24 protein-coding genes and 1 pseudogene are annotated in these 19820 nt (G+C 56.4%); 14 read left to right on the forward strand and 11 right to left on the reverse strand.

Annotated elements, in window-relative coordinates:
* Positions 1 to 68 precede the first annotated feature (68 nt).
* From HMPREF1024_RS15495 to cydB, 5 genes are read left to right on the forward strand one after another with little or no spacing between them, the layout of a single operon-like run.
* Entirely contained in the window at positions 69 to 563 is a 495-nt protein-coding gene (locus HMPREF1024_RS15495; protein WP_004148027.1) for a ferritin-like domain-containing protein, read from the forward strand.
* 26 nt (positions 564 to 589) lie between these two features.
* On the forward strand, positions 590 to 1096 hold the full coding sequence (locus tag HMPREF1024_RS15490; RefSeq protein ID WP_004190904.1) for a ferritin-like domain-containing protein: 507 nt from the start codon (positions 590 to 592) through the stop codon (positions 1094 to 1096).
* Positions 1097 to 1112: 16 nt separating this feature from the next.
* Positions 1113 to 2000, forward strand: coding sequence for a manganese catalase family protein (locus tag HMPREF1024_RS15485; protein WP_004140512.1), 888 nt, complete (start codon positions 1113 to 1115; stop codon positions 1998 to 2000).
* Positions 2001 to 2055: 55 nt separating this feature from the next.
* Positions 2056 to 3462 carry a cytochrome ubiquinol oxidase subunit I gene (locus tag HMPREF1024_RS15480; protein ID WP_009308425.1) on the forward strand — a complete coding sequence of 469 codons (1407 nt, stop codon included), beginning with the start codon at positions 2056 to 2058 and terminating at the stop codon, positions 3460 to 3462.
* A complete protein-coding gene (cydB, locus tag HMPREF1024_RS15475; RefSeq protein WP_004183659.1) occupies positions 3459 to 4469 on the forward strand; it encodes a cytochrome d ubiquinol oxidase subunit II in 1011 nt (336 codons plus the stop codon). Before HMPREF1024_RS15480 ends, cydB begins: the two co-directional genes overlap by 4 nt.
* Positions 4470 to 4584: 115 nt before the next feature.
* Here cydB and HMPREF1024_RS15470 read toward each other — a convergent pair whose 3' ends face one another.
* Positions 4585 to 4782, reverse strand: coding sequence for a hypothetical protein (locus tag HMPREF1024_RS15470; protein WP_004140506.1), 198 nt, complete (start codon positions 4780 to 4782; stop codon positions 4585 to 4587).
* A 566-nt stretch (positions 4783 to 5348) separates the two neighbouring features.
* On the opposite strand from HMPREF1024_RS15470, the gene HMPREF1024_RS15465 reads away from it, so the two are divergent.
* The 3 genes from HMPREF1024_RS15465 (at position 5349) to HMPREF1024_RS15460 (ending at position 7284) form a co-directional block, all read left to right on the forward strand.
* The gene (locus HMPREF1024_RS15465) at positions 5349 to 5981 is read left to right on the forward strand and encodes a helix-turn-helix domain-containing protein (RefSeq protein ID WP_009308426.1); all 633 of its coding nucleotides are present in this window, start codon (positions 5349 to 5351) and stop codon (positions 5979 to 5981) included.
* Positions 5982 to 6020: 39 nt separating this feature from the next.
* Positions 6021 to 6200, forward strand: a complete 180-nt coding sequence (locus HMPREF1024_RS0126300) for a hypothetical protein (protein WP_032416507.1) — start codon at positions 6021 to 6023, stop codon at positions 6198 to 6200.
* A gap of 397 nt (positions 6201 to 6597) precedes the next feature.
* The gene (locus HMPREF1024_RS15460) at positions 6598 to 7284 is read left to right on the forward strand and encodes an EAL domain-containing protein (protein WP_004150790.1); all 687 of its coding nucleotides are present in this window, start codon (positions 6598 to 6600) and stop codon (positions 7282 to 7284) included.
* Positions 7285 to 7396: 112 nt separating this feature from the next.
* Here HMPREF1024_RS15460 and HMPREF1024_RS31275 read toward each other — a convergent pair whose 3' ends face one another.
* Together HMPREF1024_RS31275 and HMPREF1024_RS15455 are read right to left on the reverse strand one after the other, a co-directional pair.
* On the reverse strand, positions 7397 to 7561 hold the full coding sequence (locus HMPREF1024_RS31275; RefSeq protein ID WP_004140498.1) for a hypothetical protein: 165 nt from the start codon (positions 7559 to 7561) through the stop codon (positions 7397 to 7399).
* Positions 7562 to 7594: 33 nt separating this feature from the next.
* Positions 7595 to 9103, reverse strand: a complete 1509-nt coding sequence (locus tag HMPREF1024_RS15455) for a UbiD family decarboxylase (protein ID WP_004224180.1) — start codon at positions 9101 to 9103, stop codon at positions 7595 to 7597.
* A 120-nt stretch (positions 9104 to 9223) separates the two neighbouring features.
* On the opposite strand from HMPREF1024_RS15455, the gene HMPREF1024_RS15450 reads away from it, so the two are divergent.
* On the forward strand, positions 9224 to 10114 hold the full coding sequence (locus HMPREF1024_RS15450; RefSeq protein ID WP_004150788.1) for a LysR substrate-binding domain-containing protein: 891 nt from the start codon (positions 9224 to 9226) through the stop codon (positions 10112 to 10114).
* Positions 10115 to 10120: 6 nt separating this feature from the next.
* Here the strand turns inward: HMPREF1024_RS15450 and HMPREF1024_RS15445 are convergent, their stop codons facing one another.
* Positions 10121 to 11905, reverse strand: coding sequence for a sensor domain-containing diguanylate cyclase (locus tag HMPREF1024_RS15445; protein ID WP_009308427.1), 1785 nt, complete (start codon positions 11903 to 11905; stop codon positions 10121 to 10123).
* A 73-nt stretch (positions 11906 to 11978) separates the two neighbouring features.
* The gene (locus HMPREF1024_RS15440; RefSeq protein WP_004140494.1) at positions 11979 to 13187 is read right to left on the reverse strand and encodes an HD-GYP domain-containing protein; all 1209 of its coding nucleotides are present in this window, start codon (positions 13185 to 13187) and stop codon (positions 11979 to 11981) included.
* Positions 13188 to 13489: 302 nt separating this feature from the next.
* Here HMPREF1024_RS15440 and fraE point away from each other — a divergent pair, with 302 nt between their 5' ends.
* The 4 genes from fraE (at position 13490) to HMPREF1024_RS15420 (ending at position 17231) form a co-directional block, all read left to right on the forward strand.
* Positions 13490 to 14533 (forward strand): fructose-asparagine asparaginase, encoded by a 1044-nt coding sequence (fraE, locus tag HMPREF1024_RS15435; RefSeq protein WP_004150784.1) that lies wholly within the window; start codon positions 13490 to 13492, stop codon positions 14531 to 14533.
* Between the two features lie 661 nt (positions 14534 to 15194).
* Complete coding sequence (lpxP, locus tag HMPREF1024_RS15430) at positions 15195 to 16109, forward strand: kdo(2)-lipid IV(A) palmitoleoyltransferase (protein WP_004148038.1); 915 nt, start codon at positions 15195 to 15197, stop codon at positions 16107 to 16109.
* Positions 16110 to 16198: 89 nt separating this feature from the next.
* Entirely contained in the window at positions 16199 to 16837 is a 639-nt protein-coding gene (gene leuE / locus HMPREF1024_RS15425) for a leucine efflux protein LeuE (RefSeq protein WP_004150783.1), read from the forward strand.
* 130 nt (positions 16838 to 16967) lie between these two features.
* Positions 16968 to 17231 carry a DUF2534 family protein gene (locus tag HMPREF1024_RS15420; RefSeq protein ID WP_004140489.1) on the forward strand — a complete coding sequence of 88 codons (264 nt, stop codon included), beginning with the start codon at positions 16968 to 16970 and terminating at the stop codon, positions 17229 to 17231.
* 59 nt (positions 17232 to 17290) lie between these two features.
* On the opposite strand, the gene HMPREF1024_RS30570 is transcribed toward HMPREF1024_RS15420, so the two are convergent.
* The 4 genes from HMPREF1024_RS30570 to HMPREF1024_RS15410 form a co-directional block, all read right to left on the reverse strand.
* Positions 17291 to 17416: a hypothetical protein gene (locus tag HMPREF1024_RS30570; protein ID WP_004140488.1), complete on the reverse strand. Its 126-nt coding sequence runs from the start codon at positions 17414 to 17416 to the stop codon at positions 17291 to 17293.
* Positions 17417 to 17533: 117 nt separating this feature from the next.
* Positions 17534 to 17608, reverse strand: coding sequence for a protein YoaJ (yoaJ, locus tag HMPREF1024_RS32160; protein WP_004892898.1), 75 nt, complete (start codon positions 17606 to 17608; stop codon positions 17534 to 17536).
* Entirely contained in the window at positions 17608 to 17709 is a 102-nt protein-coding gene (locus HMPREF1024_RS30575; protein WP_004150782.1) for a YoaK family small membrane protein, read from the reverse strand. The genes yoaJ and HMPREF1024_RS30575 overlap by 1 nt, the downstream gene beginning before the upstream one ends.
* Positions 17710 to 17766: 57 nt before the next feature.
* The gene (locus tag HMPREF1024_RS15410; protein ID WP_004176549.1) at positions 17767 to 18780 is read right to left on the reverse strand and encodes a sensor domain-containing diguanylate cyclase; all 1014 of its coding nucleotides are present in this window, start codon (positions 18778 to 18780) and stop codon (positions 17767 to 17769) included.
* 300 nt (positions 18781 to 19080) lie between these two features.
* On the opposite strand from HMPREF1024_RS15410, the gene HMPREF1024_RS15405 reads away from it, so the two are divergent.
* Positions 19081 to 19320 carry a DUF333 domain-containing protein gene (locus tag HMPREF1024_RS15405; RefSeq protein WP_004176548.1) on the forward strand — a complete coding sequence of 80 codons (240 nt, stop codon included), beginning with the start codon at positions 19081 to 19083 and terminating at the stop codon, positions 19318 to 19320.
* Here the strand turns inward: HMPREF1024_RS15405 and HMPREF1024_RS15400 are convergent.
* Both HMPREF1024_RS15400 and HMPREF1024_RS15395 read right to left on the reverse strand, forming a co-directional pair.
* Positions 19310 to 19648, reverse strand: a complete 339-nt coding sequence (locus HMPREF1024_RS15400; RefSeq protein WP_014343000.1) for a DUF488 domain-containing protein — start codon at positions 19646 to 19648, stop codon at positions 19310 to 19312. The genes HMPREF1024_RS15405 and HMPREF1024_RS15400 overlap by 11 nt on opposite strands.
* 4 nt (positions 19649 to 19652) lie before the next feature.
* Positions 19653 to 19820: pseudogene (locus HMPREF1024_RS15395) on the reverse strand (DUF523 domain-containing protein); the annotation flags it as partial.

The following is a 19820-nucleotide window of genomic DNA, read 5'->3' on the forward strand; positions in this document are numbered from 1 at the left end:
AAGTGAAAGTATCTCCTGCGAGTCTGTCACAGACTCGCAGTTATTTTCTGACTCCAGAAGGTATTTCTATGAATATGAAAAGCATTGAAGATGTATTTATTCACCTGCTCTCAGATACCTACAGCGCAGAGAAACAATTAACCCGCGGGCTGGCTAAACTAGCCAGAGCGGCGTCCAGTGAAAAACTCAGCGCGGCGTTCAATGCTCATCTTGAAGAAACCCAGGGCCAGATCGAACGTATCGACCAGATTATTGAACAGGAATCCAACCTGAAAATCAAACGCATGAAATGCGTGGCCATGGAAGGATTAATCGAAGAAGCTAATGAAGTCGTTGAGAGCACGGAAAAAAATGAGGTACGTGATGCTGCATTAATTGCCGCTGCGCAAAAGGTCGAGCATTACGAAATTGCCAGTTACGGTACTCTGGTCACCCTGGCAGAGCAGTTGGGCTATAAAAAAGCAGCCAAACTGCTTGCCGAAACCCTGGAAGAAGAAAAACAAACCGATGTGAAATTAACCGATCTGGCGGTAGGTAATATTAATAAGAAAGCGGAAAAATAAACTCTCCCTGACACGAGGAAATCACGATGAATCACGTTGAACATTACCATGACTGGCTACGAGATGCGCATGCCATGGAAAAACAGGCAGAGTCCATGCTGGAATCAATGGCTGGCCGTATCGATAATTATCCGGATCTCCGTGCCAGAATCGAACAGCATGTTAACGAGACCAAACGGCAAATTACCGTGCTGGAAGAGATCCTCGACCGCAATGAGATTTCGCGCTCGGTGATTAAAGATTCGATGAGTAAAATGGCGGCTCTCGGCCAGTCCATCGGCGGGATGTTTCCTTCCGATGAAATCGTCAAAGGCTCGATCAGCGGGTACGTTTTCGAGCAGTTTGAAATCGCCTGCTATACCTCTCTGCTGGCGGCCGCTGAAAAAGCGGGCGATACCGCCTCCATCCCAGCCATTGAAGCCATCCTGGAGGAAGAGCGGGAAATGGCCGACTGGCTGATTAAACATATTCCTCAGACTACGGAGCAGTTTCTCCTGCGTTCAGATGCTGACGGCGTAGAAGCGAAAAAATAACCCAGGAGGCAGGCCCATGTTTCGTCATGTGAAACAACTGCAGTATACCGTACGCGTTGCTGAACCGAATCCGGGGCTCGCGAATTTACTGCTCGAACAGTTTGGCGGCCCTCAGGGCGAGCTGGCCGCCGCGTGTCGTTATTTCACCCAGGGATTAAGCGATGACGATCCCGGCCGCAAAGATATGCTGATGGATATCGCGACAGAGGAGTTGAGCCATCTGGAGATCATTGGCACTTTGGTCGGCATGCTGAATAAAGGCGCCAAAGGAGCCCTGGCGGAGGGCACCGAGAGCGAAGCGGAACTCTATCGTTCGCTCACCGCCAACGGCAATGACAGCCATATTACATCCCTGCTGTACGGCGGCGGTACCCCGCTGACCAACTCGGCGGGCGTGCCGTGGACGGCGGCCTACATTGATACTATCGGCGAACCCACCGCCGACCTGCGGTCGAATGTCGCGGCGGAGGCGAGGGCGAAGATCGTCTATGAACGCCTGATCAACGTGACCGACGATCCTGGCGTGAAAGACGCGCTGGCCTTCCTGATGACCCGCGAAGCGGCGCATCAGCTCTCTTTTGAGAAGGCCCTGCAGTCGATTCGCAACAACTATCCACCGGGCAAACTGCCGCCCATTAGCGAGTACGCTAACACCTACTACAATATGTCTGAAGGTGGAGAAGTACGCGGCAGCTGGAACAGTGACAAACACTTCGATTATGTCAAGGATCCACAGCCGGCCGTAGATGGCGGAGATGGCAGTGCTTCTGTCGGCCTGACGCCAGAGCAGGAAGCGCTGTGCAAAGCGATGCTGAAGCGAACGCAGTCTGACCCGCAGGGCGATCCTTTGACCGGCGCCGAACTCGGCGCCGGGAAGCAAAACACTTCATCATCAGCTAAGTGATGTTCGCATGAGCCCCGGCTGCGGCCGGGGCGATTCACAATGATGGGTGTGGAATATGTTTGAATTCGACGCGTTTCATCTGGCCCGATTGCAATTCGCCTTTACCGTATCCTTCCATATCCTCTTTCCGGCCATCACCATCGGCCTTGCCAGCTACCTTGTGGTGCTTGAGGGGATGTGGCTGCGAACCCGGGATAATGTCTGGCGTTCACTCTACAATTTCTGGCTGAAAATCTTTGCCGTCAATTTTGGCATGGGCGTAGTCTCCGGATTAGTCATGTCCTATCAGTTCGGCACCAACTGGAGCGGATTTTCCCAGTTCGCTGGCAGTATTACCGGCCCGCTGCTGCTGTACGAAGTGCTGACCGCCTTCTTCCTTGAAGCGGGATTCCTCGGGGTGATGCTGTTTGGCTGGAATAAAGTGCCGCCAGCGCTGCATTTTTTTACCACCTGCATGGTGGCGCTTGGCACATTGGTTTCTACCTTCTGGATCCTTGCCTCCAATAGCTGGATGCAGACGCCGCAGGGTTTTATCATCGAAAATGGCCATCTCATCCCGCAGGACTGGCTGGCGATTATCTTTAACCCCTCTTTTCCGTATCGCTTGTTCCATATGGCGATAGCCGCGTTTCTCAGTAGCGCCATGTTCGTCGGGGCGTCTGCCGCGTGGCATCTTCTGCGCGGCAACGACTCGCCGGCCATCCGCAAAATGCTGTCGATGGCGATGTGGATGGCGCTGCTGGTGGCGCCGATCCAGGCGGTGGTGGGGGATATGCATGGTCTTAACACCCTTGAGCATCAGCCGGCGAAGATCGCGGCCATCGAAGGGCACTGGGAAAATCGCCCCGGCGAGGCCACGCCGCTGCTGCTGTTTGGCCTGCCGGACATGGAGCAGGAGCGGACCCGCTATGGTCTTGAGATCCCCGCTCTCGGTAGCCTGATCCTTACCCACAGCCTGCATAAGCAGGTGCCGGCCCTGAAAGACTTCCCGAAAGAGGACCGACCCTATTCGCCCGCCGTCTTCTGGTCGTTTCGCATCATGGTCGGGATGGGCGTGTTGATGATCGCCTTAGGGATCTGCAGCGCCTGGCTGCGCTATCGGCGGCGGCTGTACCACTCGCGTCCCTTCCAGTGGTTTGCGCTCTGTATGGGGCCCGCCGGTCTTATTGCCCTGGTCGCCGGGTGGGTGACCACCGAGATGGGCCGCCAGCCGTGGGTGATATACGGGTTGCTGCGCACGCGGGATGCGGTGTCGTTGCACAGCACCCTGCAGATGGCCATCAGCCTGCTGGTATTTATCGTGGTTTACTGCGCCGTGTTTGGCGTGGGGTATTACTACATTTTCCGGCTTATCAAAAAAGGGCCGCAGCCGGTGACGGAGCTGATCTCGCAAACCGCAGGCACCCCGGCGCGTCCGCTCTCAGCGGCTGAGCCGGTGCGTGATGAGGAGAACGCATCATGAGCATCGATATCTCGGTGATTTGGTTTGTCATCATTGTCTTCGCCACGCTGATGTATATCGTGATGGATGGTTTCGATTTAGGTATTGGGATGCTGTTCAGCGTGGTGCATGATGGCGAAGAGCGCGATGTGATGGTCAACAGCGTCGCCCCCGTCTGGGATGGTAACGAAACCTGGCTGGTGCTCGGCGGGGCAGGGCTGTTCGGCGCCTTTCCGCTGGCCTATGCGGTGATCACCGATGCGCTGGTTATCCCGCTGACGGCGATGCTCATCGGCCTGATTTTTCGCGGCGTGGCCTTTGAATTTCGTTTTAAAGCGGTTCCCTCGCATCGCATCTTCTGGGACTATGCCTTTGCCGGCGGCTCGCTGTTGGCGACCTTCAGCCAGGGGATTGTCGTCGGCGCGTTTATCAACGGCTTTGCGGTGGCTGACCGCCGCTTCGCCGGTTCGACGCTGGACTGGCTTACCCCTTTCAATCTGTTCTGCGGTCTGGGGCTGGTGGTGGCCTATCTGCTGCTGGGCACCACGTGGTTGATTATGAAAAGCGAAGGCGCGCTGCAGCAGCGGATGCGCGAGCTGACCCGCAAGGTACTGCTGGCGCTGATGGTGGTGATTGCGGTGGTCAGCGTCTGGACGCCGTTGGGCTGGCGCTACGTGGCGGAACGCTGGTTTACGCTGCCCAATTTCTTCTGGTTCGTGCCGGTGCCAATTCTGGTGTTGGCTCTGAGCCTGTGGATCTGGCGCCTGAGCGCGCGCCCCGCCAGCCACGCCCGTCCCTTTATCCTGACGCTGGGCCTGATTTTCCTCGGCTTCAGCGGGCTGGGGATCAGCGTCTGGCCGAACATTATCCCACCGCATATCTCTCTGTGGGATGCCGCTGCGCCGCCCTCCAGCCAGGTATTTATGCTGCCGGGGGCGCTGCTCATTATCCCGGTGATCCTGATGTATACCGCCTGGAGCTACTACGTCTTTCGCGGCAAAGTCTCCGGCAGCGAGGGCTATCACTGAGCCTGATTCGCGCCGGCAGGTGAGGATTTGCCGGCGCGTCGCGCCGTCCGGTCAGGGATGACCGAGAGGGATGCGCACAAACCGGTGATCTGCTGCAACGACTCGGGCCGGGTGTTTATGCCTTCGGCGGCTTGATCTTAATAATAAATCGTTCGTTAACCCGGGTGATCCTCGCGCCAATATCGCCAAACTCGGTGGCGATTTTAAAAAAATCGTCCGCGGCGACATCAAAATCGAGTTCAATCTTCGGGTGTTGTCCTGTCGCCAGTAATTCATAGAAATGGTCAAGGCTGCGGGCTTTTTCGCTAGGCATCTTATTTCTCCATGGTAAACCAATCTGCAGGGGTTTTATTGCTTACGGCGCTTTTACGGATTATTCAGCAGGATGACAAACGTGCCTGGTATAAAATTATGCAATGACAGTAAGAATGAGGCAGGGCGAGGTTATTCCGTGTTGTTAAACCGCGTGGCGACGCGTTGTCCGCCATACCATGACGGCAGAGACGACCCTGCGGCGCCGGTTGATGATAGACATTTTTTGATGACAAATTAATGACAATAAAATGAATCTGTCCGGGCTCGGGATGGCATCGTGCTAAATAATTTTATTCTGTGGCTGTTAAGGTGGTTGTTAACTACTTTATGGTGATGGAGCGTCTTTTTTAGGGCCAACGGCGAGGGAACAACGATGCAATTACTTGATTTATTCGCAGGCTTATTATGGTTAAGCAGCGTTATCTTCCTGCTGTTTGTTCTTGATGTGATCATCACCCGTTATCTTTATCGTAAATAATCGACAACGACAGCGGCGTTGGGCATAGGGGACGGCGTCGGAGGATGATAATATAACCCGCGGACTGATTCAGAAAGGAATGCGTGGTGGCCGGGAGAATTGATTACGATATTGAAAAATACCAGTTTACCGAAGCCGGTGAGACGCCACGGCTCCGGGAGCAGTGGCGCGAAGTATACCTGGAGTGTCGTCAGCTGCGGGCCGGGGCAGAGGAGCGCCTGCGCATTGCGTTACTGAACGTCGACTATGTCACCAGCTTCGAGCTGCCTTTTCGCCTGCTGCTGGTGCGCGCGCCGCAGCTAATCGCCGATGTTCGCGAGACGTTGCAGCTTAGCCGTAAAGCCGCCGTTTTCAACGGCAAACGTTACGGCTGCGTCTATAGTTTGAAACAGGATTTACAGACTGTCCCGGAAGCCTTTCATTACCGCCTGGCAAACCGCATTCGTCGCGTCGATGCAACCGGGCTGACGGCGGCCCCGTACCAGCAGATTGCCCGGGAGATAAAGCCGGCCCGGGAGCGGCTCCGCCAGGCGCTGAACGCCGGCCTGCCGGTCACCGCTCTCGACGCCCTGTTCTGGTTCGGCAGTCAGCGAGTGGCGGCGGACATCGCGCAGTTGCGCCGGTCCGGCATGGCGATTGTCACGACGGAGGTGGAGGTCAGCGACAATTTGTTCAATACCACCCGACGAGTGCCCGTTTACCGCCTGGCCAGCGAGTGAATCGGCAACCTTTCGCCCAGCCGTTGCCTCTGCAGACAGTTGACCATTGCCCCGTCGAACCAGACGCACAGCCCTCTGGCGACAGGCCGCAGGGCCGGTTCCAGCCATGCGCTGGCGATGAGCATGAGGAGCATTAGCGCCAGTGGAACCATGTATTTTCTTTTCACTGCCCTTTATCCGCTGCGCCTGTTCTGCCAGCAAGGTAGCGGTAAAGTATGACGTTTCGTTGACCGGGGCAGCGTTTTTATTATCGGCAAGCGGTTGCGTTGGGCCAGAGATTATTCATCTTTTGGCATACGAGAGGACGAAAACTGGCGGCTTGTATTTTTGATTTTTATTACACCACGCTTTTTTTTGCCGCCGGGGAAAAGCGTAATGTGGCTACGACTGGATGCGGCTCGTCATGTAACTGGCTGGTTTGAAACAATATTTTAATTGTTGTCTAAACGCATGCGACAGCGGTGGCTAATTTATATTAATTCACTTTACCGATCAATAAATTATATGTTGATAGTTTTTAGCTATCGAATGTTTCTTATCGATCATTTTAAACTATTTTTGTTGGCGGGAAATATATGACATGCTTTAACCCTTTCTTATTTTGGGTATTTTTTAAATGGTTGAAGAAAACGCGAAAAATACCTCCTATCGCTTCGTACTGGAGCCCGCTATTAGCGATGATGGCAGCTGCCACTCGTGGGAATTGCTCACTAAAGATATTATAGCACCCGCACGAAATAACGCCTCAGCGCCCGCGTTTTCTTTCTCCACGCTTACCGAAAGCGATAAGCTTGCACTATTTACCCGACAAATCGAGTTGCTTTCCGTATTTGATTTTTCCCTGGTCGATAATAAGCCGATCTCGCTCAATATCGATGATTTATTAAGCCATTTTATTCTGACGGACCGCTATCTCTGCGATTTTCTGCGCTCGTGTAAGCATATTGCTTTGGAGATAAATGAGAATTTTCATGAGTTTATCGCCGGCCGCGAGCTGACGGCGCTAAGCACGCTGGCGGCGCTTTGTCCGGTCTGGCTGGATGATTTTGGTCGCGGGCGAACCTCCTTCCCGCTGCTGGAGAGATTCCGCTTCGATTGCGTCAAAGTGGATAAGGATTACTTCTGGGATAAAGAAAACGACCCCGCTTTGCCCGGTCTGTTGCAGTCTATTCATACCCTGACCGGCCATGTGATCGTTGAGGGTATCGAAACCGAAAAGCAAAAACGGTTAATCACTTCTGCCGGGGACATCATAGGTCAGGGCCGCTACTGGAAGGAAGAATATATTTTTCTTTGCGGTTGAGGGTCGACCGGGGGCTGGTTTCGGTTACCTGCTATTCTTTTATTATCCAGTTTTAAATACCCCCTTTGCTACAGATAGTCTTTATTAGCGCAGTGATAAGCGCCTCTCTTTTTTATGAAGGATCATTCCCTGTAAATACCCCCATGCGTAACGCCCCGATCGCCATTTCGACGTAAGCCAGGAGCTGACCTCTGAGCAGCGCGAGCTGGTGAAAAAAGATCTCGCCGCTGCGATCAATTAATCCTGCCTGCGCCATCCGCTCAGGATCGCGCGGCATGGAAAAATGCCGCCGTTTACCGGCGGCTATTGCTTATTTTGCGCTACCCTGGTTTTTTTCCAGCCGGGCGAAATACTCCGGTGCAAACGGGCGCGGATCGACGTCGGCAAACGGCGCGCGCTCAAAGTGCGATTTCAGCGCCCAGGGGACCGTGCAGTCAAAAATGGTCTTGCAGCTGATGCCATTTCCACGGATCGACGGGCTGTATTCCGGCGTCTGGGACGGATCCAGCTGGTGACCGCGAATGCCGGGGATTGTCGTAATGCTGACGTCCCCCTGCATGCGGGTGGTCATCGCCCACAGGATATCGTCGCTGTCAAAGATGTCGACATCTTCATCAACCAGAATAATATTTTTTAGCTCGGAATAGGTCGCCAGCGCCAGCAGCGCGGCCTGCCCCTGCCGGCCTTCATCGGCGGGTTGACGTTTTTTCACCTGCAGGATCCCGAGGAACTTACCGCCACCCGCGGTGTGGGCGTAGACATTTTGTAAAAAGCCCGGAATGGCGGCCTCGACGGCATTCCAGATACTGGCTTCCGTTGGCAGGCCGGCTAGGGTGGTATGCTCTTCCCCCGGTCCCACCAGGGTCTGCAGAATCGCATTGTTTCGCATGGTCACTGCTTTGACTTTGATTACCGGCAGCGATGGATTAGCGCCGCCGCAGTAGCCAGGAAATTCCGGCATCGCGTGGCCGCTATTGGTGTGCTGATCCTCTCTGACGCGCACGCCAGGCAACAGCTCACCTTCGATAACGATCTCGGCGCGGGCGATGGCTTTCTCCGGGACGCTGACGCCCTGAACCAGCTCCACCGGACGTTGACGCAGCGCGCCGGCGACGCCCAGCTCGTTATAGCCGAACGGCGTGGTAGGGGCTTCGAAGCAGGCGCCAATATAGATGGCCGGATCGAGACCCATATTGATGGTTATCGGCAGCGGTTTGCCTGCGGCCTCGGCCTTCTGGCGAAACACTTCGATATGGCGGCCGGCGGCAAGAAACATCGACAGCTCATCCCGGCCCTGGACGCACAAGCGGTGGATGGTGACGTCGGTCAGCGAGGCGTCGACGGGATCGCTGGCCAGCGCCAGGCCCAGGCAGAAGAAGGGGCCGGCGTCGATAGGGGTGTTGGTGGGCGCCGGAAGCAGCGTGCGCAAATCAAAATCCGGATCGTCGGCCAGAAAGATCTGTTCCTGGCAGGGGGCGCTGCTGGCCGGGACGACCACCGGCGCGACCGGTTTTTTCACCGCCTTACCCACTTCAAGGGCCAGCTGCGAGGCTTCGCAGCCCAGCAGCAGCGCGGCCCGCTGGCGGCTGGCGTGCATACCCACCAGAATGCGCGAGTGTGGATAACCCTTAATATTGTTAAACATCATCGCCGGCCCGATGCGGGTGGGGCGCTTCACGGTGCCGCCCGCGCCGATATGGCGATAAACACCGGCCAGCTCGGCGTTAGGGTCAACCGGATGATCGGTTTCGAGATACTGATTGTCATGCTGTTGCAGCAGCGCGATGGCGTCGCGCAGATCCTGAATCGGTGCGGTCATGATGTTCTCCTTAGCGTATCGATGCGCACAGTATGCTTCGCAGGCTAATGGTTATCAATTGCATCATTTATGCTTTATTGATAAGCTTTTTCTTATCAATTTGTAGGGAGGAGTCCGACCATGTCCTTGCGAGCGTTACGCCATTTTGTGGTCGTTGCCGAAGAGTTGCATATGCACCGGGCGGCGGAGCGGTTACATATCGCCCAGCCCGCCCTCAGTCAGCAGATTAAGCAGCTTGAGCAGCGCCTGGGCGTGGTGCTCTTTTCCCGCGCCAACCGCCGTCTGACTCTGACCGCCGCGGGCGAGGCCTTTTTACACAAGACGCGGCTGGCGCTGGAAATGGCCGATCAGGCGGTGCTGGACGCCCAGCGCACCGCGCGGGGCGAGCAGGGGAGGCTGCATTTGGGGTATGTCTCCAGCGCGATGTACGACAGTAAACTGCCGGGGCTCCTGCGCCGGCTGCGCGCCGACTGGCCGGGGATTGAGCTGTCGCTGGTGCAGGGGGATGTGCAAATGCTCTACGAAGCGCTGTTGGATCTGCGTCTGGATATCGCCATCATCCGCGCGCCGCTGGCCTCGCCGCCGGACGCGCTGGTGGTCAGGCCGTTTGTACGTGAAAAGCTCTGCCTGGCGCTCTATCAACAGCATCCGCTGGCCGGCGTGGGCGCGCTTAATCTGGCCTCATTGCGCACTGACAACTGGATCTCGCTTGACGATCCGCAGGGCACCGGACTGGAGCAGGTTTTTATGGATGCCTGTCGCGTCGCGGGCTTTACGCCGCAGGTGGCGCAGCGGATTAACGACGTTACCTCGATGATTAGCCTGGTCTCCGCCGGGGTGGGAGTGGCGTTGGTTCCGCTCTCGGCGCGGGCCTTACGCCTTGATAACGTGGTGTATATCGATCTCCAGGATCGGCTGGCGGAGAGTGAGCTGAGCATGGTTTACCACCGCCATATTCGTTCGGCAGTGGTAAGGAAAGTTATCTCGCTGCTTAATACCGCTGAGCGATAGTCCCGGTTAGCTGGTCTTCAGGCGGCCAAAGCTGACAATCCTTGAACGGCCCAGCTCTTTCGCCCGGTACAGCGCGGCATCCGCCGCGCGCAGCAGACTATCGCTTTGGGTGTGCTGCGGGTAGCTGGCGATGCCAATCGACACATCCACCTGGCCTATCTCGGTCAGACCATCGCGCAGCGTCATATTGCGCACCTGGGTGTAGATCTCGCTGGCGCACTGGTGCGCCCCGGCTTCGTCAATCCCGGGGAGCAGCACTAAAAACTCCTCGCCCCCGTAGCGGAAAGCCATGCCGATATCGCGCACCGCGCGCTGCACAATGGTCGCAACGCTCTTAATCACCAGATCCCCAGCCTCATGGCCATAGCGATCATTGATGGTTTTAAAATGATCGATGTCGATCATCAGACAGCTCAGCGGAGTATGGGTATGGACCGCCAGCGCCATCTGCGAATGCAGCGCTTCGTCAAGATGATGGCGGTTACGCAGGCCGGTCAGGGAATCGAACAGCGCTTTTTCCAGCAGGGCGCTGCGCAAACGCTGATTGGCCAGCGCCAGGCCCAACGCTTCCGCCATCAGCTCGAGATAGGCCCGGGAAGGAGCGTCACTGGCGGTGACGTTCTGGAAAGTCAGCAGGCCAATGGCTTCGCCCTGGGCGATGAGCGGTACGCAGAGCGACTGGCCGGCGTGCGTCTCCGGCAGATGATAGCAGGTGATATCGGGCTCGCCCTGCACCGGCGGATGGCTGAGTCCCCGCCGTATCGCCCAGCAGTCGTCGGGAGAAAAGGGCGTCGTCTCACCGGCGGGCGACAGCCACTGCGCTACGCAGCGCATCTGCCAGGGGTCGGTATCCAGAACATACAGTTTACCGGGGATCGTCGGGGCGATATTCGGCGCAAACCGCTCCGCCACCTTAATCACATCCTCAATGGTTTCACAGCCCTGCAGCCGCTGAGTCATACGCGCCAGCAGCTCGCGGATCGCCCAGTCGGCGTCGCGCTGCTGCTCCAGCCGCTGACGGGCCAGGCCGTTCTCGCGAAAAATGCGGATCGCCTGAGCCATGTCACCAATCTCATCCACCTGGGTAAAGTGCGGCGTCTCCACCGCATAATCCTGGGAGGCGAGACGCTGGACCACGTCGCTCAGGCGAACCACCGGGTAGAGCACCCGGCGTTTGAGAATGAAGCCGAGGACGAACAAAAACATCAGGGCGGTCAGGCCGACCATGATTTCCGACAGCGTACGCCAGATCCGCGAGCGCTCGGTGGCCTGGTCGATAGCGACGGCGGCGCGATGCTCAAGCATCTGGCGGAAGCGATCGATCTGCGTCTGCATGCGCTCCAGTTCAGTCTCGTACGCGGTGCCGTACAGCACCGCGATGGCCGCTGGCGCATCGCCGCGAGCGACATGCGCCAGGGCCGCCTGCTGTTCATCCTGTAGCTCATCGGCGATCCGCAGGCCATCCTGGAGCAGCGCCAGCTCCTCGCGGCTGGCGCCGTTATCTTTCAGGCCGCCCAGCCGCTGCTCTATGCTCTTGTCGGTCTGCTGCAGCTGCTGATATTGCGTAAGCGTCTCCGGTGAAGGCTTTATCACGTACAGCCGGGCGAGGTCAGACAGCGCCCAGGCGTCGTTTTCCACCTCGTCGGAGAGGGTATCAAAGACCTGGCGCTGCTGTACTGCCTGGCGTTCGACGCGGTCGGCGCTGGAGGCCATGACCATAGCGCTCCCGGAAGCCAGCGTCAGGCCAACGGTGATCCCGTAAGCCCAGTTAGTGATGGTGGCGATTCTCACCGTGAATTTCCTTGCATGCAGATGAAGCTGTTTTGATTATAGAACTCCGCCCCCGCCACGACGGCGGCCCGCTTCAGAGGCGGCGCTCGCTATGCAGAGGGGCAAGGGTCTGAAGAATGATGGCGTGTAGCGTTTCCGCATGGTGGCGCAAAACGAGGAAGACATCGCTATCCAGAGCGCCATTTATAACATCCGCTTCCATAATCTGTAAGGCTTCCTGCCAGGCCATCCCTTTACGATAAGGGCGATCTTCGGTCAGCGCGGTGAAAATATCGGCGATGGAGATAATCCGGTCGGCGAGGGTCAGGTGCTCCTTTTCGAGATGCAGAGGGTAGCCGCTGCCGTCCATTTTTTCATGATGATTCGAGGCCCAGTTAATGATGTCGCCGAGCTCGCTATAGTCGCTGAGAAGTTCGCCGGTCATGTAGCTGTGCTCCCGCACCTGACTCAGCTCCTCATCATCCAGCTCGCCCTCTTTTTCGAGAATGGAGAGTGGGATATAGACCTTGCCAATATCGTGTAGATAGCCGGCTATCTGTATTTGCTGACAGGTGGGCTCCGGCAGCTGCATCCAGCGGGCAAGCTGGCGGGCGATTTCCCCCACCATGATGCTATGGGTGGCGGTAAAGCTGCTGTAGGTGTCGACGATTTTGGCAATCAGCAGGCAGACATCCTTCAGACCGTGAATATCCAGATAGCGCGTGTTGATGGGGCCAATAATCTCCAGCAGCCGCTGAATATGGCCGGGGTGAAGGTGCTGCCAGAAGTTCGCATTTTCAGCGACCTCGCACAGGATATCGCAGAGCGGCGGATCGATCTCCCGATGCAAAGCGACGAACTGTTCCACCACCGCCCGCGTGGGCCAGGCGGCAACGTGGCTATCGGCCGGCAGCAGCCGTTCAAAGGCATCAGCGAAATAGACAATGTGCTGTTCGCGGGAGCCCCGGTGGTTCGGGCTAAAATGGTGATCGCGAATAAAGGGAACGATGGGCTGGAAGGTCGCTAATCCCTCCAGCATCGCCACACCCTGGCGCTGATGCGGGTCGTGGATATTATCGATAGCATCCAGCGAATGAATGGTGCGTTTATCCCCCAGCACGCCGATATCGTGCAGCAGCGCGGCGCAAAAAATGGTCTGCTGCCGTTCGTCAGGCAGTTCCAGCCTTTGCGCCAGCGTCAGGGCGATTAAGGCCGTTCGTTGCATATGCCGGTGCAGTTCAGGGTTAATGATCTGGATGACTCTGGTGGTCAGCATCAGGGCCGACTTCAGGGCAATACGCATCTCTGTTCTCCGTTCGCGTGACCTGGCGGGCAAAAATGCTCTCGCCGGTGACGGAAGTGTCGATAATCTGATCGCAATGCGTGTTGTGTGTTGCTGAACAGGTAAATCCTCAGAATGTTTTGGTTCATAGCTCTGCCCGTTTCAGATCCAGTGGTGCACCAGAGTTGGGCGATATCGTCCTAAGAACCTTATTATTGTCTGATAGTTAACCATTTCCCCCCCAGAAAAGAAATGAATTCTGGCAAGCCCTTTGCATTAAGCAAGCGTAAGTTTGATTAATATCTATGAAGGGAGTGACCTGTATGAATTTTAGAGCATTACTTGCCATTGCGTTATTGACGATGAGCAGCCTGGCGTTTAGCGAGACGCGTCTTCCGCATATTGTTATTTTAGCCACCGGCGGAACGATTGCTGGTTCGGCGGCCAGCAATACCCAAACAACCGGCTATAAAGCCGGGGCGATTGGGGTGCAGACGCTGATTAACGCCGTGCCGGAAATGAGTAAAATCGCTCACGTCGAGGGCGAGCAGGTGGCCAATATTGGCAGTGAGAATATGACCAGCGATATTATTCTCCAGCTCTCGAAGCGGGTGAATGCGCTATTGGCCCGGGACGATGTCGATGGCGTGGTGATCACCCATGGCACGGACACGCTGGATGAAACCCCGTATTTCCTCAATCTGACGGTGAAAAGCAACAAGCCGGTGGTCTTTACCGCGGCGATGCGCCCGGCGACGGCGATCAGCGCCGACGGGCCGATGAACCTGCTGGAAGCGGTCACGGTCGCCGCCGATCCTGATGCCCGGGGACGCGGGGTAATGGTGGTGCTTAACGACCGCATCGGCGCGGCGCGCTTTGTCACCAAAACTAATGCCACTTCGCTGGATACCTTCCGGGCGCCCGAGGAGGGCTATCTTGGTGTCGTGGTGGGCGGAAAACCCCAGTTCGAGACGCGGGTGGATAAAATTCACACGCTGCGCTCGGTGTTCGATGTGCGTCAGCTGAAGGTTCTGCCGAAGGTGGTGATTATTTATGGTTACCAGGACGATCCGGAGTATATGTACGATGCGGCGATCGCCCATCATGCCGACGGTATTATCTACGCCGGAACCGGGGCGGGGTCGGTGTCGGTACGTAGCGCCGCCGGTATCAAAAAAGCGCAGCAGGCGGGCATCGTGGTGGTGCGAGCCTCCCGTACCGGCAGCGGCGTCGTACCGCCGGATGACAGCCAGCCCGGGCTGGTGGCCGACTCCCTCAACCCGGCAAAAGCGCGTATACTGCTGATGACCGCGCTGACGCAGACTAAAGATCCGCAGCTGATTCAGCAATATTTCCATACCTACTGATCCTCTGCGGCGAGGGCGTTTTTCACACCCTCGCCGTGCTTTCTTCTCAATGACCTGGCTTCCATGCAAATCGATGGCGGATGATTGCCCATCATTCACTCCACCTGTGTTTCCCACGAGGCGTAAAGAAATATTTTTTATTGTCCGGCGGGCACAGTATTTCAATGCACCGCGCTTATTTTAAAAGCAGGTTTAAATAAGTCTATTCTTAATTGTTGTCTTAAAGTCGTTTTAATCTTTCTTATGCTGACGGATTAAAAAAGATGCATTTCGCACTGGGACGCGTTTAATACTCGCTTTGCCAGACTACGATGCATCCCAACGCGGTCAGGCCGCCGATCGCGCGGCTCAGCGGACGCCTGCCACCGGCGGCCAGGGCCGCACTGCGGCAGCTTTCGGTTGTTTTCGTTAGTAACGCTGATGATTAGCGTGAAAATGATATGCATGATGAATATATTAAGCGTGGTTCAAGATTTAAGTTTACATTTAGTAACATATGTGCCGCAATTATGTTTTTTTGTCAGCTTGCTGTTTTTTACTTGCCGGAGGGAATTTCAGCGGATTAGTATTGTCGAACTTGCTGTACGTACCGCCTAATGATGATAAATGGATTCTGTTTTCCTTAAGCGTTACCACATAATTAATGTTTACAGGAAAAATCATGGCCTGCGTATTTAATAAACAACTTTTACACCCGCGTAACTGGCTGACCTGGTTCGGGCTCGGCATCCTCTGGTTAATCGTGCAACTGCCTTATCCGCTGCTGCATTTTATCGGCACCAGCGCTGGTCGCCTTTCCCGTCGCTTTCTTAAACGCCGCGAACATATCGCCCGGCGTAATATCGAACTCTGCTTCCCGGACATGTCGCCAGCGGCGCGCGAGACGCTGATCGATCAAAACTTTATGTCGCTGGGAATGGGGCTTATCGAAACCGGCATGGCCTGGTTCTGGAGCGACGAGCGGGTCAAAAAATGGTTTGATGTCGAGGGGTTCGCCAACCTTAATCACGCGCTTAGCGGTGGGAAAGGGGTAATGGTCGTCGGCGTGCACTTTATGTCGCTGGAGCTGGGCGGCCGCGCGATGGGGCTGTGTCGGCCAATGATGGCCACCTACCGGCCGCACAACAGCCCGCTGATGGAGTGGGTGCAAACCCGCGGTCGCCTGCGTTCGAACAAAGCGATGATCGATCGCAACAACCTGACCGGTCTGGTGCATGCCTTAAAATCCGGTGAAGCGGTGTGGTTCGCGCCCGATCAGGATTACGGTCCCAAGGGCAGCGTCTTTGCACCTTTTTTCTCCGTCCCGCAGGCGGCGACCACCAACGGCACCTATGTCCTGTCCCGCTTATCGGGCGCGAAAATGTTGAGCATCAGCATGGTACGTAAGCTGGATCGCCGGGGCTATAGCCTGCATATCAGCGAGGTGATGAATGACTATCCGGGTGAGGATAAGCAGATCGCCGCCGGCTATATCAACAAGGTTATTGAGCGCGAGATCCTGCGCGCTCCCGAGCAGTATCTGTGGGTACACCGTCGTTTTAAAACCCGCCCGCTGGGCGAACCTTCCGTCTATTAACCTTCCCGCACAGGCTGCGCTTTCAAAATCCCGACAGTTGGGGTAACGTGAGCCGGATCATGTTTTAGTCGTGCGCGAAGGAGTGCAGAGTGTTCGCTGAGTTTGGTGTTCTGAATTATTTAACCTATCTGGTCGGGGCGGTGTTTATCATCCTCGTTCCTGGCCCTAATACGTTTTTCGTGCTGAAAACGGGCATTGCCCACGGGGTGAAGAAAGGCTATCTGGCGGCGGCGGGCGTCTTTATTGGCGACGCAGTGCTGATGTTTCTGGCCTTCGCCGGGGTGGCGACGCTGATTAAAACCACGCCGGTGTTGTTTAACGTCGTGCGCTACCTCGGGGCAATTTACCTGCTGTGGCTCGGGGGCAAAATGCTCTATGCGGTGCTGACCCAGCGCGACGGCCAGTCCGACGCCAGCGCGGAGCCGGCGAGCGCGATCCTCAAGCGCTCCCTGACCCTGAGCCTGACCAATCCGAAAGCGATTCTGTTCTATGTGTCGTTTTTCGTGCAGTTTATCGATGTCAACGCCAAAACCCCCGGCGTGGCGTTCTTTATCCTGGCGCTGACCCTCGAGGTGATTAGCTTCTGCTATATGAGCTTTTTGATCCTCTCCGGCTCGTTTGTCACCCGCTACGTCAAAACCCGCAAGAAGCTGGCTAAACTTGGCAACAGCCTGATTGGTCTGGTTTTCGTCGGGTTCGCCGCGCGCCTGGCTACCCTGCAGTCCTGATCCCCACGGGCCGGTTACCCGCTGACCGGCCCGCCGTCTCTTATTCTGCCCTGTAACAAAAACCCTTCATTTTTTATTGCATTGGTGTTACATATACAGCCGTTTATCGCTCAGCAAAAAGGAAGCCCCGATGATTCTGCAAAAACTCCTCAGCAATAAAAACTGCAAAAAATACTGTCTGTCGCTCGCGGTGGTGTTTGCTATCGCGCTGGCGGTAGTGGGGCGGGCGACCTTCGGGGGCGTGGTGAGCGAGTACAATATGCCGTACTCAGAGTGGACGACGTCCATGTTCTTCCTGCAGGGGGCGATGGTGACGGTTTACAGCATTGTCTTTACCGCGCTCTTCGCTATCCCCCTCGGCTTTATTTTCCTCGGCGCCGATCGTCAGGATTAAGCGTCAACGGGCGAACCGCGGTTCGCCCGGTCTTATCGGCTTATCAACAGCGTGAAGCATTAGTCGTCGTCATGATAGTGATGATGGTGGTGGTGGCGATGGGGATGATATCCATCGTCAATAATGCATCCCGATAACAGCGTGCACAGCGCAATAATCAACGGTAACACGATCGGTTTTTTCATCCTGACTTCTCCCGCTATTCTTATTCCCCGGGGCCGAGAATGCCGCGGCGGATAACGTGAGTGTAAAGGGTTAACTTATTGATGGGATAGGATAAATCCGCAATATCGCCGCGGCGATCACCACCAGCCGAACTGGCTGCCGGCCACCGCCACGATGGCGACAACCAGCATGATAATGGTGCTTTTTTTCATTATGCCCCACCCGGCGCCGCATAGCCGCCGACAAAAAACCAGCCGAGAAAGACGACGGCGATGATAAAGATCGCCACCGGGAAAAGAATACCCAATTTCATGATTGTGTCCCTGTGCCCACGAATGATGCCCTGCATGATACTGGATATCGCGGTACTTTAGTCAATATGAATGAAATTCTCCTGGCGGCGGGACTTCTTATCCTGGTACATCGCCTCATCGGCAGCGCGTAAGGCCGCTTCAACATCGATACTCTGCGGATCGCAGGTGACCACCCCGAAGCTGGCGCCCTCATAGTCGATACGCTGTTCGCCGAGGAAGTAGACGCCGCACAGAGCCTGACGCAGGGACGTGACATACGCCTGCTGTGCGGCAGGCTGCTGGGCGCTACCGACGATCAAAAACTCATCGCCGCCAAGGCGGCCAACGATATCTTCCCGGCGCGCGACAGCGGTGAGTCGTTTGCCGACCTGCACCAGAAAGCTGTCGCCGCACGGATGGCCGAACCGATCGTTAATGGCTTTGAAACCATCGAGATCGATAAAAATAAGCGAGACCTGCTGCTGCTGGGCGCGGGCGGAGGCAAAGCGTAACGCCAGCTGCTTAAACAGCGCGCGGCGATTGGGAAGCTGGGTGAGCTCATCGGTAGACGAGTGCAGCTCCAGCGCGACGTTTGCCGCCTGCAGCTGTTGCACCAGGGTGTCTTTTTCCACGTAGTGGGAAATGAGCTTCGCAAACAGGCCCATGACCTGTTCGCCTTCGAGGTTATAAGGCTGTTGTTGCCGGCTGGTGGCGCAGAGGGTGCCGAACAGAGAGCCGTCGGCCAGGCGGACGGGAATGCTTAAAAAAGTAGCGATTCCCAGCTCCTGGGCGGCGATGCAGGAGTGCCAGCGGTTGGCAACGTCATTGCTAAACGTACACTGATCCTCAAGGGCGCGTTTGCACAGGGATTCATCCCAGGGGACGGAAAATCCTTCCGGGATCTGCATTTCGCTGCTGTTGTGGGCGAACATGATCTGCTGCCGCTGGGCGTTGGTATCAATGCGGGTGAGGTAGGTGGACTCCATTCGCGTCACCGCCTCCAGCATCTCCAGCAGCTGGCGCACCAGGGTTTCCAGGGACTGTTCCGCAGCGAGGGTTTGCGACACCCGGGCAAGAATAAAATCTGACATGAATAATACAGCTCCAGCACGCCAAACGTCACCCCAGCATATTGGGCTGCAAACGGACATCAGCGTCAAATAAACAGTGATATTTTTAAATTTATCACATCTGTCTGGGGAATACTTGTCCACGCGGTGGGAAAAAAAGCCCCGTCGGGGGCGACGGGGAAAAACTCATTGATTATGGAATGATCTGTTCTCTGGTCAGTTCGAGAACAGGGCTACTCTACGGGGGAAAAGTGCAGGCAAGATGGAGAAAACGTGGAGATTCAGGCTAAAATCCCCGGGCATTCAGGAAAGGGAGGAACAATGAAAAAGCTACTGGCTATTCTGCCACTGGTATTAGCCGGCTGTGCCCAGCCGCAGCCCACTGCGCCGACGAAAACCATCGGCATGCCCAACCCCGCGGCGGTATACTGTCAGCAATCCGGCGGCACCCGGGTGCCGGTGCAAACGCCGCAGGGCGTCAGCACCCAGTGCAAACTACCCAGCGGCGAAACTCTCGACGAGTGGGCGCTGTGGCGCCGGGATCATCCGGCTAAATCGTAACCGGCAGGGCCGCCAGCCAGGCGGCCAACACCCGGGCATGATTCTGCTCGGTGTTCTTCGCAGCGTACAGCAGCGTCAGCGGCTGGCGTTGCGCCAGCGCCGCCAGCCGCAGGCCCGTTTCGCGATGGGCGTCGAGCTCCTGACGATAGCGCTGGCTGAAGTGGGCGAAATCGATCGCCTCGCCGTGAAAGGCTTTGCGCAGCTCAGCGGAAGGCGTTAACTCCTTACACCACTCATCACAGGCCAGCGCCTCTTTTTTAATCCCCCGCGGCCAGAGACGGTCGACCAGCACCCGATAGCCGTCGCTGCTTTCCTGCGGGTCATACACCCGTTTACACTGAATCATCATCCTGCTCCTTCTGTGCCATCCAGGCGAGCAACTGCGGGATTTGCCCGTCGGAAAATCCGTGATTGCCCGTGGGCCGGAGTAGGTCGGCGGCCACGCCGGCGCCCGCTTTGCGCCGTCCGCGAAAGGAACCGTCATAGACATACTGGCTGCC

This window comes from Klebsiella sp. 4_1_44FAA (assembly GCF_000238715.1).
Lineage (GTDB): Bacteria > Pseudomonadota > Gammaproteobacteria > Enterobacterales > Enterobacteriaceae > Klebsiella > Klebsiella pneumoniae.

Excerpts from the sequence above, each read along its gene's own strand:
- HMPREF1024_RS15450 (WP_004150788.1), top strand. The coding sequence starts at position 9,224 with ATGTCCTTGCGAGCGTTACGCCATTTTGTGGTCGTTGCCGAAGAGTTG.
- HMPREF1024_RS15410 (WP_004176549.1), bottom strand. The coding sequence starts at position 18,780 with ATGTCAGATTTTATTCTTGCCCGGGTGTCGCAAACCCTCGCTGCGGAA.
- HMPREF1024_RS15495 (WP_004148027.1), top strand. The coding sequence starts at position 69 with ATGAATATGAAAAGCATTGAAGATGTATTTATTCACCTGCTCTCAGAT.
- HMPREF1024_RS15420 (WP_004140489.1), top strand. The coding sequence starts at position 16,968 with ATGATTCTGCAAAAACTCCTCAGCAATAAAAACTGCAAAAAATACTGT.
- HMPREF1024_RS31275 (WP_004140498.1), bottom strand. The coding sequence starts at position 7,561 with ATGCCGCGCGATCCTGAGCGGATGGCGCAGGCAGGATTAATTGATCGC.
- HMPREF1024_RS15485 (WP_004140512.1), top strand. The coding sequence starts at position 1,113 with ATGTTTCGTCATGTGAAACAACTGCAGTATACCGTACGCGTTGCTGAA.
- HMPREF1024_RS15405 (WP_004176548.1), top strand. The coding sequence starts at position 19,081 with ATGAAAAAGCTACTGGCTATTCTGCCACTGGTATTAGCCGGCTGTGCC.
- HMPREF1024_RS15490 (WP_004190904.1), top strand. The coding sequence starts at position 590 with ATGAATCACGTTGAACATTACCATGACTGGCTACGAGATGCGCATGCC.
- fraE (WP_004150784.1), top strand. The coding sequence starts at position 13,490 with ATGAATTTTAGAGCATTACTTGCCATTGCGTTATTGACGATGAGCAGC.
- HMPREF1024_RS15470 (WP_004140506.1), bottom strand. The coding sequence starts at position 4,782 with ATGCCTAGCGAAAAAGCCCGCAGCCTTGACCATTTCTATGAATTACTG.
- HMPREF1024_RS30575 (WP_004150782.1), bottom strand. The coding sequence starts at position 17,709 with ATGAAATTGGGTATTCTTTTCCCGGTGGCGATCTTTATCATCGCCGTC.
- cydB (WP_004183659.1), top strand. The coding sequence starts at position 3,459 with ATGAGCATCGATATCTCGGTGATTTGGTTTGTCATCATTGTCTTCGCC.
- HMPREF1024_RS15440 (WP_004140494.1), bottom strand. The coding sequence starts at position 13,187 with ATGCGTATTGCCCTGAAGTCGGCCCTGATGCTGACCACCAGAGTCATC.
- lpxP (WP_004148038.1), top strand. The coding sequence starts at position 15,195 with ATGGCCTGCGTATTTAATAAACAACTTTTACACCCGCGTAACTGGCTG.
- HMPREF1024_RS30570 (WP_004140488.1), bottom strand. The coding sequence starts at position 17,416 with ATGAAAAAACCGATCGTGTTACCGTTGATTATTGCGCTGTGCACGCTG.
- HMPREF1024_RS15480 (WP_009308425.1), top strand. The coding sequence starts at position 2,056 with ATGTTTGAATTCGACGCGTTTCATCTGGCCCGATTGCAATTCGCCTTT.
- HMPREF1024_RS15460 (WP_004150790.1), top strand. The coding sequence starts at position 6,598 with ATGGTTGAAGAAAACGCGAAAAATACCTCCTATCGCTTCGTACTGGAG.
- HMPREF1024_RS15455 (WP_004224180.1), bottom strand. The coding sequence starts at position 9,103 with ATGACCGCACCGATTCAGGATCTGCGCGACGCCATCGCGCTGCTGCAA.